Here is a 12,825-nt window from a genome sequence, read left to right as displayed (position 1 = left end):
GGTACTGCCAATGCAAATCGCAGGGCGCAGCCCTGCCAGCCACACCACAGATCCGCTGGTAAATAAACAAAGCGAGAGCGCAGCGATTCGCCTGCCGTTGCCCTGGCTGTTGATCTTGATCTTGCTCTTGATCTACCAGCGACTTCAGGAGGCCGAGCGCAGGTCTTGCGTAGGGAGGTGGAGGCCATGGATGGCCGGAAAGCGCTGAGGCCCAGGATGGGCCGTACAGCGCGGTCCTCCCGGAGCAAGATCGGAGCGAGGGAACCCCGAAGCGCAGCGTAGGGGCCGGATGATGGAGCCAAGACCTTTTTGGTTACTTTTTGGGGCGTTTGCCAAAAAGTGACCCGCCGTAAGGGCGGAAAGGGCCAGTGGCACCACCACATCAAATGGATAAGCCCCCAACCCACAAGCCCCAGCCCCAGCCCCAGCCCCAGCCCCAGCCCATCCCCCCGCCAATCCGAAAACAACCAAAAAAAACGCCGCGGCCCCCTTGCGGAAGCGCGGCGTTCAATCAGCCCAGAAGCCGAATCAGGCGAACGGATGACGCAAAACGATAGTCTCGTTGCGATCCGGGCCAGTCGAAATGATATCGATCGGCGCACCCGTCAGCTCCTCGATGCGCTTGATGTAAGCGCGAGCAGCTTCTGGCAGCTCTTCCAGGGTCTTGGCACCCAGGGTCGATTCGTTCCAGCCTGGCATCTCTTCGTACACCGGCTCCAGGCCAATGTAGCTGTCAGCATCGGAAGGCGCATCGATCACAGCGCCGTTCTCGTTCTTGTAGCCAACACAGATGTTGATGGTTTCCAGACCGTCGAGCACGTCCAGCTTGGTCAGGCAGATGCCCGAGATGCTGTTGACGTCGATGGCACGACGCAGGATGACAGCATCGAACCAGCCGCAACGACGGGCACGGCCGGTGGTCGAACCGAACTCATGACCACGCTTGGCCAAGGTAGCGCCAGTCTCGTCGAACAGCTCGGTCGGGAACGGACCGGAACCGACGCGAGTGGTGTACGCCTTGGTGATACCGAGGATGTAGTCAAGGTACATCGGGCCAACGCCAGAACCGGTAGAGATACCGCCGGCGGTGGTGTTGGAACTGGTCACGTACGGGTAGGTACCGTGGTCGATGTCCAGCAGCGAACCCTGGGCGCCTTCAAACATGATGTCCTTGCCGGCGCGACGCAGGTTGTGCAGTTCGGCGGTGACGTCGAGCATCATCGGCTTGAGCTGCTCGGCGTAGGCCATGCACTCGTCCAGGGTCTGCTGGAAGTCGATGGCCGGCTCTTTGTAGTAATTGACCAGCTGGAAGTTGTGGTAATCCAGCAGCTCACCGAGCTTGGCGGCAAAACGCTCACGGTGGAACAGGTCACCGATGCGCAGGCCGCGGCGGGCGACCTTGTCTTCGTAGGCTGGGCCGATACCACGACCGGTAGTACCGATCTTGGCTTCGCCACGGGCCTTTTCACGGGCCTGGTCCAGCGCCACGTGGTAGGAGAGGATCAGCGGAGCGGCCGGGCTGATACGCAGGCGCTCGCGCACCGGTACGCCCTTCTCTTCCAGCTTGGTGATTTCACGCATCAGGGCATCGGGGGCGACGACCACGCCGTTGCCGATCAGGCACTGCACGCCTTCACGCAGGATGCCCGAGGGAATCAGGTGCAACACGGTCTTCTCACCGTTGATCACCAGGGTGTGGCCCGCATTGTGACCGCCCTGGTAGCGCACTACGGCGGCAGCATGTTCGGTCAGCAGATCAACGATCTTGCCTTTGCCCTCATCACCCCATTGGGTGCCCAGGACGACGACATTCTTACCCATAACACTTGTCCTCATTCACGCAAACTTGGTTGCCGGCCTACTGCCGACCGAAAGATCTCAATGGGTCAGCGGCAGAACCTGCCAGCGCCCGTCTTGCTGAATCAATTGCCGATCACAATCCGCCTCGAGAGCAGCACTCAGCGGCTGGCCAGGCAGTGCCTGAACCACACGCTGGCCCTCGTTGCGCAACTGGCAGACCATCTGCCAGAGGGTCGCGTCGCCGCTGTCGGGCATCCAGATGCCGCCAGAAGGCAATACGACCTCCGCTCGCCCCAGTGTGACCAGGGTCTTCAAATCCGTGGAGAAACCCGTGGCCGGGCGTGCCCGGCCAAAGTCGGCGCCGATGTCATCGTAGCGTCCGCCCTGGGCGATCGACTGACCAACCCCAGGAACGAACACGGCGAACACCACGCCGGTGTGATAGTTGTAGCCGCGCAACTCGCCGAGGTCGAAGTACAGCGGCAGTTGCGGGTAACGCGCTGTCAGCCGATCAGCGATCGACAACAGGTCATCCAGTGCTGCCAGCACGCTAGCCGGCGCACGGCCCAGGCGGACACGGGCCTCGGCCAGCACTTCACGTCCACCGCACAGCTCGGTCAGGGCCCGCAGCATGCTGCTGAGGTCCTTCGGCAGGTCTGCGGTGAGTGCATAGACTTCATCGCGGGCCTTGCGCTGCAGGGCATCGAACAGCTGCTGCTCGACATCGCCAGACAGCCCGGCGGCACGGGCCAGGCCGCGGTAGATACCGACATGGCCAAGGTCCATGTGCACGTCCGGCACATCGGCCAACTGCAGCATGGCCAGCATCAGGCTGATCACTTCGACGTCACTGGTCGGGCTGGCATCGCCATACAGCTCGGCGCCCAACTGGATCGGGCTGCGCGAGGTGGACAGCTGGCGCGGCTGGGCGTGCAGCACGCTGCCGGCGTAGCACAGCCGGCTCGGACCTTCACGGCGCAGGGTGTGCGCGTCGATACGCGCGACCTGCGGAGTGAAGTCGGCACGGAAGCCCATCAGGCGGCCGGACTGCGGGTCGACCACCTTGAAGGTATGCAGGTCCAGGTCCTGGCTGGCACCGGTGAGCAGCGATTCCAGGTACTCGATATGCGGGGTAACGACCAGTTCGTAACCCCAACTCTGGAACAGGTCCAACACCTGCCGACGTGCGATCTCGATGCGCGCAGCTTCAGGTGGCAGTACTTCCTCGATGCCATCTGGCAGCAGCCAGCGGTCTACCGTTGCCATTACGCCTTTTCCCCTCTGGTCCGAGCGGCCTGCCTGGAGGCGAGCCGTGAGTAAAGCAGGCATTGGCACACAACAGCAGGCAGCACTCATCCCAGCGCAGCCGCCGTACCAACACCTTCGAATTACCAGCGTCGTGGCTGAGCCATGAATGGCAATCAACCTTGCAGACGCAAAAAAGCCGGGAAATTTCCCGGCTGACTCATCATACACCCCTTTTCCTTCGGGATGCACCCCGCCGGCAGTTTTACCTGCCGGGCGGGGTTTGCAGCGGCCTGCAGGGCCGCCAGATCAAGGCTTGCTCTTGTCCAGATACCGGAAGAACTCGTTCTTCGGATCCAGCACCAGCACATCGCTCTTGCTCGAGAAGCTCGCGCGGTACGCTTGCAGGCTACGGTGGAACGCATAGAAATCAGCGTCCTGGTTGTAGGCCTTGGCGTAGATGGCAGCCGCCTGGGCGTCACCATCACCACGGGTTTCCTCGGATTCACGATAGGCTTCAGCAAGCAGTACGCGACGCTGACGGTCGGCATCCGCGCGGATACCTTCAGCCAGTTCGTTACCCTTGGCACGATGCTCACGGGCTTCGCGCTCACGCTCGGTGCTCATGCGATCGAACACGCTGCGGTTGACTTCCTTCGGCAGGTCGATGGCCTTGACGCGAACGTCGACCACCTCGATACCCAGCTCCTTGTTGGCCATGCGGTTCAGCGAAGCGGTGATGTCAGCCATCAGCGCGTCACGTTCACCGGAAACCACTTCGTGCAGGGTGCGTTTACCGAACTGGTCACGCAGGCCGCTTTCCAGACGACGCGACAGACGCTCGTCGGCGATCTGCTTGAGGCCCGAAGTCGCGGTGTAGAAGCGATCGGAGTCCTTCACCCGCCATTTGGCATAGGCGTCGACCATTACCGCTTTCTTTTCCAGCGTCAGGAAGCGCTGGGTCGGAGCATCCAGGGTCATCAGGCGGGCGTCGAACTTGCGCACCTGGTTGACGTACGGGATCTTCACATGCAGGCCAGGCTGGACATCCGCCTGAACCACGCGACCGAACTGCAGCAACACCGCGCGCTCGGTCTGAGCGACGATATAGAAGCTGTTCCAGGCCACGACAGCCAGCACGACTGCGGCGATCAGGGCGATCAGCGATTTATTGCTCATCAGCGGCTCTCCCTAGTACGCAGCGTCTGTTGTTGCTGTTGCAGGTCCTGCGCTGCGCGCACGGCCGCGTCGTTGGCCGACGGCGACGTGCTGCCGGCAGATGCCGACGTGTTGCGGCTGCCTTCGACCATCTTGTCCAGCGGCAGGTAGAGCAGGTTGTTCTGCCCGTCCTTGGTTGCCACCATGACCTTGCTCGAATTGCTGTAGACCTCTTGCATGGTCTCCAGGTACAGACGCTGACGGGTGACGTCCGGCGCCTTGCGGTACTCGGTGACCAGCTTGGTGAAGCGGTCGGCCTCACCCTTGGCACGGGCAATCACTTCATCGCGGTAGCCGTTGGCGTCCTCGATGATGCGCTGCGCCTGACCACGGGCCTCTGGCACCACGCCATTGGCGTAGGACTCGGCCTGGTTGCGGGCACGCTGCTCGTCTTCACGGGCGCGGATCACGTCGTCGAAGGCTTCCTGCACTTCACGCGGGGCTGCCGCGCTCTGTACGTTGACCTGGGTGACGGTGATACCGGTGCGATAGGTATCGAGGAAGCGCTGCAGACGCTCGCGGATATCCACGGCCATCTGTTCACGACCCTCGGTCAGCACCTGGTCCATCGAGGTGGAACCCACCACGTGGCGCAGGGCACTGTCGGTCGCATGTTGCAAGCTCACTTCCGGCTGGTCGACGTTAAGCACGAAGTCCTGCAGGTTGGTGATCTTGTACTGCACGGTCAGCGGCACCTCGACGATGTTCTCGTCTTCGGTGAGCATCTGCCCCTGCTTGGTGTACGCACGCTCACGCGTCACGTTCTCCATGTACTTGCGATCGATAGGCGGGAAGTAGATGTTCAGGCCTGGACCCACGGTCTCGTAGTACTTGCCGAAGCGCAGCACGACAGCCTGCTCCTGCTCGTCGACCACGTAAACGGCACTGTACAGCCAGATCGCAGCCAACACCGCCAGGCCAATGCCCAGCAGGCCGTAACCGCCACCCTTGCCGATATTGCGGTCACCACCACCGCGTTTTTTGCTGCCGCCGAACATGCCGTTCAGGCTGTCCTGCAGCTTGCGGAAGGCCTCGTCGAGATCCGGTGGTCCTTTCTTGTCGCCACCACCACCGCCGCCGCCGCCACGGCGACCGCCCCAGGGATCCTGATTATTCGAGTTGCCACCCGGCTCGTTCCAAGCCATAGCGCTCTCCATCTGATAAAGCAAAGACGCGCCCACGGCGCGCCGTCCAATGCTACAGAATGCCTGTCACGGCTGCCCGGCGACCTCGACGGGCATTTATTGCAAAGTGTGTTGCGCGATAAACGTCTGCGGCTCCAGGCCTGCACGACTGACCAGGCGATTGAGCTCGACCATGGGCAGGCGCACACTCAGCAAGCTGCTGCCTTCGTCATCATGTTCCTCGCCTTGTACCACGCCCAGTTCAAAGAATTGCGCGCGCAAGCGGGCAAAACGCTGTTCAAGGCGCAGGGTTCCGACAAACAGATCATCCCCCAGTAACTCGGCAATTGCCTGACCCACCAGCTCCAGGCCACGTCCATCACGTGCCGACACCCAGACCCGTTCCGGCTTGCCATCGGCATCCCGCTGGATCTGCGGCTCGACATCCTCGAGCAAGTCGAGTTTGTTATAGACCTCGAGGATCGGCAAGCCTTCGGCACCGATCTCGCCCAATACTGCCAGGACCTGTTCGATCTGTTCCATGCGCTCAGGCTCATGGGCATCGATCACGTGCAGCAGCAGGTCGGAGTTGCTCGACTCTTCGAGCGTAGCCCGAAATGCCTCGACCAGCTTGTGCGGCAAATGACGGATGAAACCCACGGTGTCGGCCAGCACGATCGGCCCCAGGTCATCCAGCTGCAAACGGCGCAGGGTCGGATCCAGGGTGGCGAACAGTTGGTCGGCCGCATAAACATCGGAAGAGGTCAGCGCATTGAACAGGGTCGACTTGCCGGCGTTGGTGTAGCCGACCAGCGATACCGACGGGATATCTGCGCGTCTGCGCCCGCGCCGCGCCTGTTCGCGCTGGCTGCGGACCTTCTCAAGGCGGGCCTTGATCTGCCGCAGACGAACTCGCAACAGACGCCGGTCGGTTTCCAGCTGGGTTTCACCGGGACCGCGCAGGCCAATACCGCCCTTCTGCCGCTCAAGGTGCGTCCAGCCGCGCACCAGCCGCGTGCTCATGTGCTCGAGCTGGGCCAGTTCGACCTGCAGCTTGCCTTCATGGGTACGCGCCCGTTGGGCGAAGATATCGAGAATCAGCCCGGTACGGTCGAGCACGCGACACTCGAAAACACGTTCGAGGTTGCGCTCCTGACTGGGCGTGAGGGTGTGATTGAAAATCACAAGGTCTACCTGTTCGGCGTTGACCAGGTCGCGCAATTCCTCGACCTTGCCGCTGCCAATCAGGTATTTGGCGGTAGGCTGGTGCCGCGTCACTGTAGACAGCGATACGATCTCAGCTCCGGCCGACAGTGCCAGTTCCTGAAACTCCTGCGGGTCTTCGCGCGCCTCAGGGTTCTGACCTTCCAAGTGAACGAGTAGTGCTCGTTCACCACCACCGTGGCGCTCAAAGAACAATGCAGGCTCCTATCAGGCGTTGCCTGGTTCGCTGTCGCCGTTCTCGGAATCGGACGGGCTTGGCAGGCGAACCGGACGTGCTGGAACCACGGTCGAGATAGCGTGCTTGTAGACCATCTGGCTGACAGTGTTCTTCAGCAGAACGACAAACTGGTCGAACGATTCGATCGAGCCCTGCAGCTTGATCCCGTTGACCAGATAGATCGAAACCGGGACCTTTTCTTTTCTCAAGGTGTTCAAGTAAGGGTCTTGTAGCGAATGCCCTTTTGACATATGCCGCACTCCTGTAAGGATCAATAATAAAAAACACGAAAAATCGATGATTACGCCGCCCATTCGCAAGAATAGTCGGCAATTAGCAGGGACTCAGCTCAATATGGAGACGGACCCAAGGTATTTCAAGGTGCGGGACAGATTGTCGCAGGCCAGGCTATCCAGCCAGTGTACGTCGGACCAACCGCGTAACCAGGTAAACTGCCGCTTGGCCAGCTGGCGAGTGGCGATAATACCGCGTTCTCGCATCTCATTCTCATCTAGCGTGCCGTCGAGGTAATCCCAGACTTGCCGATAACCCACTGCCCGTATAGACGGCAGGCCCGCATGCAAGTCACTTCTGGCGCGCAGCTTTCGGACCTCGTCGACGAAGCCCTGTTCCAACATCTGTGAAAATCGTAGCGCAATTCGCTGATGCAAAATGTGACGATCTGTAGGAGCAATCGCCAGACTGGCGACAGTATAGGGCAAATGTCCGCCTGCGCCTGCGTCTGCGCCGCTACTTTCGGCCAATTGCCGCTGGCGATGTGCAGTCATGCTCTCACCGCTGACCCGGTAGACCTCCAGTGCGCGAATCAACCGCTGCGGGTCATTGGGGTGAATGCGGGCCGCCGAGACCGGATCGACCTCGGCCAACTGCCGGTGCAGTTCGGCCAGGCCCAACGCACTGGCCTGGGCCTCGAGCTCGGCGCGTACCGCCGGGTCGGCGGCCGGCATGTCAGCCAGACCGTCGAGCAACGCCTTGTAATAAAGCATGGTGCCGCCGACCAGCAGCGGGATCTTGCCGCGCGCTGTGATCTCGGCCATTGCCGCCAGGGCATCGCTGCGAAACTGCGCTGCAGAATAGCTCTCGGCCGGGTCGATGATGTCGATAAGACGGTGCGGATGTGCGGCCAGGATTTCTTTCGAAGGTTTGGCGGTACCGATGTCCATGCCGCGATAGACCAGCGCCGAGTCGACGCTGATCAGTTCACAGGGGAGCACCTTGGTCAGCTCGATGGCGAGGTCGGTCTTGCCGGCCGCCGTCGGGCCCATAAGGAATATTGCTGGGGGCTTGCCGCTCATTTCATCGACCGCGCAGGAAGAGTTTGTCCAGATCGTCCAGGCCCATCTGGGTCCAGGTCGGTCGGCCGTGGTTGCACTGGCCGCTACGTTCGGTGTTTTCCATATCCCGCAGCAGCGCATTCATCTCGGGAATGGCCAGGCGCCGATTGGCACGCACAGCGCCGTGGCAGGCCATGGTGCCGAGCAGTTCGTTGAGGTGCGCCTGGATACGGTCACTGGTGCCGTACTCCATGAGGTCGGCGAGCACATCCTGTACCAGCCGGTTGGCCTCGGCCTGCTTGAGCAGCGCCGGGATCTGCCGGATGGCCAGGGTTTCCGGGCCTAGCCGCTGCAGCTCAAAGCCCAGGCGCTGGAACCACTGCGCATGCTCTTCGGCGCAGTCGGCCTCGCGTTGACTCAACGCCAGCGATTCCGGCACCAGCAGCGGCTGACCACTCAGGCCCTCGCTGGCCATCGCGACCTTGAGCCGCTCGTACATGATCCGCTCGTGGGCCGCGTGCATGTCGACCAGCACCAGGCCGACAGCGTTTTCGGCCAAGATATAGATTCCCTTGAGCTGAGCCAGGGCATAACCCAGCGGTGGAATATCGCCTTGGCTTGCCGGCAACGCCGCAGCTGCGCCGTTGTTCAACGGCGCATAGAACTCACGGTAGGCCGCTTGCGCTTCAGCCACCGGCAACGGCTGCGAGGGGCGTGGTGTGTACTGGTACTGATAGCCCGCGCCCGCGCCAGAACCGGGCTGAGGCTGGGTTTGGGGCTGAGCTTGCGGCTGTTCAAGCACGGGCGAGGCCAGACGCATTTCGCCCTGAGGGCCGAATTCGCCTGCCTGCTGGCCGCTCGGCTTGACCAGTTCACTGGCCGCGGCAGGTGTAGCCAGTTGATCTTCCGGACGCACATCCGCCAGCGCCCGGTGCAGGGTGCCGTAGAGGAAGTCGTGGACTGTGCGCCCTTCGCGGAAGCGCACTTCGTGCTTGGTCGGGTGGACGTTGACGTCAACACCGTTGGGCTCGAGCTCAAGGAACAGCACGAAGGTCGGGTGCCGGCCGTTGAACAGCACGTCGCGGTAGGCCTGGCGCACCGCGTGGGCGACCAGCTTGTCGCGTACCGCACGGCCGTTGACGAAAAAGTACTGCAGGTCGGCCTGGCTGCGCGAGAAGGTCGGCAAGCCAACCCAGCCCCACAAGCGCAAGCCATTGCGCTCGACGTCGATCGGCAGCGCCTGTTCGAGGAAGCCCGGACCGCAGATCGCGCCGACGCGCCGCGCCCGCGAGGTGTCGTCGGGGGCCTCGTGCAAACTGAGAATGCTCTTGCCGTTATGACGCAGGTGGAAGCCGACGTCGAAGCGGGCCAGGGCCAGCCGGCGAATGACTTCTTGCAGGTGGTCGAACTCGGTCTTCTCGGCCTTGAGGAACTTGCGTCGGGCCGGGGTATTGAAGAACAGGTCACGCACTTCCACCGAGGTGCCCACCGGGTGCGCAGCGGGCTGCACCCGCGGGGTCATGTCGCGGCCTTCGGTCTCGACCTGCCAGGCTTCGCTGGCATCGGCGGTGCGCGAGGTCAGGGTCAGGCGCGCCACCGAACTGATCGAGGCCAGTGCTTCACCGCGAAAGCCGAGGCTGAGCACCCCTTCGAGGTCTTCCAGCTCACGGATCTTGCTGGTGGCGTGGCGGGCCAGCGCCAGCGGCAGGTCGTCGGGCGAAATACCGCTGCCGTCGTCACGCACGCGCAACAGCTTGACCCCACCCTGCTCGACCTCGACGTCAATTCGCCGAGCGCCGGAGTCCAGGCTGTTTTCCAGGAGCTCCTTGGCCACCGACGCGGGGCGCTCGACCACCTCGCCAGCGGCAATCTGGTTGGCCAGCCGCGGACTAAGCAGCTCGATGCGCGAACCACCACTCATTGCTGGGACGCCAGCGTGGTGCCAGGAATATCCAGGTGCTGGCCGACCTTCAGCTCATCGCTCTTGAGGCTGTTGCTGCTGCGCAGGCTGGCCACACTGACCTGGTAGCGCACGGCGATCATCGCCAGGGTTTCACCCGGGCGCACGGTGTGGTCGCGCGGGCCTTGGGCGATCTTGCCACTGTCACGCAGCCAGGCGATGTAGGTGCCCGGCGGCGGGCTCTGCTGGAAGTACTGGCGCAGGCCGGTGTGGATCGAACGGGCCAGCGCCTGTTGATGGCTGCGCGTAGCCAACTTGGCCGCTTCGTTGGCGTTGGAAATGAAGCCGGTCTCGACCAGGATCGATGGGATGTCCGGCGACTTCAGCACCATGAAGCCCGCCTGTTCCACGCGGCGCTTGTGCAGCGAGGTGATGCGGCCCATGTTGCCAAGCACCTTCTGCCCGACGTCGAGGCTGGAGCTGAGGGTCGCGGTCATCGACAGGTCGAGCAAGACACCGGCAAGCATGCGGTCCTTGTCGTCGAGGCTGACGTTGCCGGCGCCGCCGATCAGGTCAGAGCGGTTTTCCGTGTCGGCCAGCCAGCGCGCGGTCTCGGAGGTGGCACCACGATCAGACAGGGCAAACACCGAGGCGCCAAAGGCGGCCTTCGACGGCGCCGCGTCGGCGTGGATCGACACGAACAGGTCAGCGCCCTTCTTGCGGGCGATCTCGGTGCGTTTGCGCAGTGGGATGAAGTAGTCACCGGTGCGCGTCAGCTCGGCGCGGTAACCCTTCTCGCTGTTGATCTGGCGCTGCAGCTCCTGGGCGATCTGCAGGACGATGTCTTTTTCATGCTGGCCACGCGAGCCCGAGGCTCCCGGGTCTTCACCGCCGTGGCCGGCATCGATGGCAACGACGATATCGCGCTTGCCACTCGGCGCTGGCGGCAGCTTGATGGCCGGTTGCGTCGGCGTCACCGGCACCGCCGGGGTGGTCACCGGTGCCTGCACCGGGGTTGGCGGCGGGGTCGGCGTGCTGGCAGCAATGGCGTCGGCTTCCTGGTCATACAGGTCGACCACCAGACGATTGCCGTACTGGGCATTGGGCGCCAGGATGAAGCTTTTCGGCGTCACGGCCTTTTTCAGGTCGATCACTACGCGCAGGTCGGTCGGCGTACGCTGAGCCGAGCGCACGCTACTGATCGGCGTATTGGACGTGGAGACATTGAGCGGCGCGCCCAGGGTCGCACCGTTGATATCGATGACCAGCCGATCCGGCGCGCTCAGCGTAAAGACGCTGTGCTGCACAGGGCCGGACAGGTCGAAGACCAGCCGTGTGTTATCCGGCGCGCGCCACAGACGCATGCTTTTGACTTGTGTGGCGGCCAGAGCGTCGACGGTCACTGCGGTGAGCAGAAGACCTACAACGGCGACCAGTGCGCGTATGCGCATACCTATCCCCATCTACTGTTTGATTTTGTTGGCCAGCGCGGTGCACCAGGCTTCGCCGCGAGGCCCCTGCGGCGACAGGTACAGCGAGCGCCCGCCCGCTTGCGGGCTTATGGTAATGGTCAGGTCCGGCTTTGGCAAAACGCCCGCACCTTTATCGGGCCACTCGAACAGGCACAGGGCATCACCTTCGAAATAATCGCGGATGCCGAGGTACTCCAGTTCCTCGGGATCGACCAGCCGATACAGGTCGAAGTGAAACGCCCGCAGCTCGCCGATTTCGTAGGGTTCGACCACGGTGAAGGTCGGGCTCTTGACCGGCCCGGTATGGCCCAGGCCGCGGATCAGGCCGCGCGACAAGGTGGTCTTGCCAGCACCCAGGTCACCTTCGAGAAAAATCACGCCGTGACCACCGGTCACCTCGGCCAGTTGTGCGCCGAAGGCCACGGTGGCCTCTTCGTCGGCCAGAAACAGGGTTACGCCAGACACGCTGAATGCTCCTCCAGTAATTCTCGAATGACCGGCAGCAGATCACTGGCTGCCAGGCCTCTACCCTTGACGCCGAGACGCTCGCCGGCACAGGCATGCAGCCAGGTACCGAGGCACGCCGCCGACCACGCGTCCATACCTTGCGCGAGTAACGCTGCCAGGACGCCACTGAGCACATCGCCCAGACCTGCACCGGCCATCGCCGGATGACCACGCCCGCACAGCGCCAGTTGTCCGTCAGGGCTGGCAACCAAGGTACCGGCGCCTTTGAGTACGCAGACGCTGGCATATTTACGCGCCAGCTTGCGCGCTGCGCCGGCTCGGTCGGCCTGTACCGCCTCGGTCGACACCCCGAGCAGCCGCGCCGCCTCGCCCGGGTGCGGGGTGAGGATACTGGCGCTGGGCAAAGCCAAGGGCGTACGCGCCAAGAGGTTGAGGGCATCGGCGTCCCACACCTGGGCCAGACCGGCATTGGCCACCGCCGATAGCAGGCTGCGGCCCCAGGCGGCCTGGCCGAGGCCAGGCCCGACCACCAGCACCGAGGCACGCTCCAGCAGCGCCATCAACTGATTGGCCGAACTTACCCCCAGGCACATGGTTTCCGGCAGACGGGTCAAGGCCGCCGAAACATGCTCGGGGCGCGTGGCCACACTCACCAGGCCGGCGCCACAGCGCAGCGCTGCCTCGGCGCTGAGCAATACCGCACCGCCGGTGCCAAGGTCGCCACCAACCACCAGTACATGGCCGAAGTCGCCTTTGTGGGCGTCCGCACGGCGTGCTGGCAGGCTGGCGAGGGTATCCCGACTGAGCGGTTTTGGCAGATTGCCGAGGTGTTTGGTCTGGGGCATGGGGTCAAAGGCTCCGA

Annotated in this window: 11 protein-coding genes; all 11 read right to left on the bottom strand. The window is 63.0% G+C overall.

Annotation, left to right across the window (positions count from 1 at the left end):
* Positions 1–528: 528 nt before the first annotated feature.
* The 11 genes from J3B00_RS04925 to J3B00_RS04875 all read right to left on the bottom strand — a co-directional run bounded on the left by J3B00_RS04925 (position 529) and on the right by J3B00_RS04875 (position 12,808).
* On the bottom strand, positions 529–1,821 hold the full coding sequence (locus J3B00_RS04925) for an adenylosuccinate synthase (protein ID WP_209864840.1): 1,293 nt from the start codon (positions 1,819–1,821) through the stop codon (positions 529–531).
* Positions 1,822–1,878: 57 nt separating this feature from the next.
* Positions 1,879–3,066 carry an ATP phosphoribosyltransferase regulatory subunit gene (locus J3B00_RS04920; RefSeq protein WP_209864837.1) on the bottom strand — a complete coding sequence of 396 codons (1,188 nt, stop codon included), beginning with the start codon at positions 3,064–3,066 and terminating at the stop codon, positions 1,879–1,881.
* 288 nt (positions 3,067–3,354) lie between these two features.
* The gene (hflC, locus tag J3B00_RS04915; protein ID WP_209864834.1) at positions 3,355–4,224 is read right to left on the bottom strand and encodes a protease modulator HflC; all 870 of its coding nucleotides are present in this window, start codon (positions 4,222–4,224) and stop codon (positions 3,355–3,357) included.
* Positions 4,224–5,408, bottom strand: a complete 1,185-nt coding sequence (gene hflK, locus J3B00_RS04910) for an FtsH protease activity modulator HflK (RefSeq protein ID WP_209864831.1) — start codon at positions 5,406–5,408, stop codon at positions 4,224–4,226. The genes hflC and hflK overlap by 1 nt, the downstream gene beginning before the upstream one ends.
* A gap of 96 nt (positions 5,409–5,504) precedes the next feature.
* Positions 5,505–6,806 carry a ribosome rescue GTPase HflX gene (gene hflX / locus J3B00_RS04905; RefSeq protein WP_209864828.1) on the bottom strand — a complete coding sequence of 434 codons (1,302 nt, stop codon included), beginning with the start codon at positions 6,804–6,806 and terminating at the stop codon, positions 5,505–5,507.
* 12 nt (positions 6,807–6,818) lie between these two features.
* Positions 6,819–7,079, bottom strand: coding sequence for an RNA chaperone Hfq (hfq, locus tag J3B00_RS04900; RefSeq protein WP_060480687.1), 261 nt, complete (start codon positions 7,077–7,079; stop codon positions 6,819–6,821).
* 93 nt (positions 7,080–7,172) lie between these two features.
* Complete coding sequence (gene miaA / locus J3B00_RS04895; RefSeq protein WP_209864824.1) at positions 7,173–8,144, bottom strand: tRNA (adenosine(37)-N6)-dimethylallyltransferase MiaA; 972 nt, start codon at positions 8,142–8,144, stop codon at positions 7,173–7,175.
* Position 8,145: 1 nt separating this feature from the next.
* Positions 8,146–10,044: a DNA mismatch repair endonuclease MutL gene (gene mutL, locus J3B00_RS04890; protein WP_209864821.1), complete on the bottom strand. Its 1,899-nt coding sequence runs from the start codon at positions 10,042–10,044 to the stop codon at positions 8,146–8,148.
* On the bottom strand, positions 10,041–11,486 hold the full coding sequence (locus tag J3B00_RS04885) for an N-acetylmuramoyl-L-alanine amidase (RefSeq protein WP_209864818.1): 1,446 nt from the start codon (positions 11,484–11,486) through the stop codon (positions 10,041–10,043). The genes mutL and J3B00_RS04885 overlap by 4 nt, the downstream gene beginning before the upstream one ends.
* A complete protein-coding gene (gene tsaE / locus J3B00_RS04880; protein ID WP_209864815.1) occupies positions 11,487–11,960 on the bottom strand; it encodes a tRNA (adenosine(37)-N6)-threonylcarbamoyltransferase complex ATPase subunit type 1 TsaE in 474 nt (157 codons plus the stop codon).
* The gene (locus J3B00_RS04875; protein WP_245362489.1) at positions 11,948–12,808 is read right to left on the bottom strand and encodes an NAD(P)H-hydrate dehydratase; all 861 of its coding nucleotides are present in this window, start codon (positions 12,806–12,808) and stop codon (positions 11,948–11,950) included. Before J3B00_RS04875 ends, tsaE begins: the two co-directional genes overlap by 13 nt.
* Between the last annotated feature and the right edge of the window lie 17 nt (positions 12,809–12,825).

The sequence above is a fragment of the Pseudomonas sp. BP8 genome, assembly GCF_017875955.1.
Taxonomy (GTDB): Bacteria; Pseudomonadota; Gammaproteobacteria; order Pseudomonadales; family Pseudomonadaceae; genus Aquipseudomonas.
Note: the sequence above shows the minus strand (reverse complement) of the source record. Positions and strands in the feature narration are given on the sequence as shown.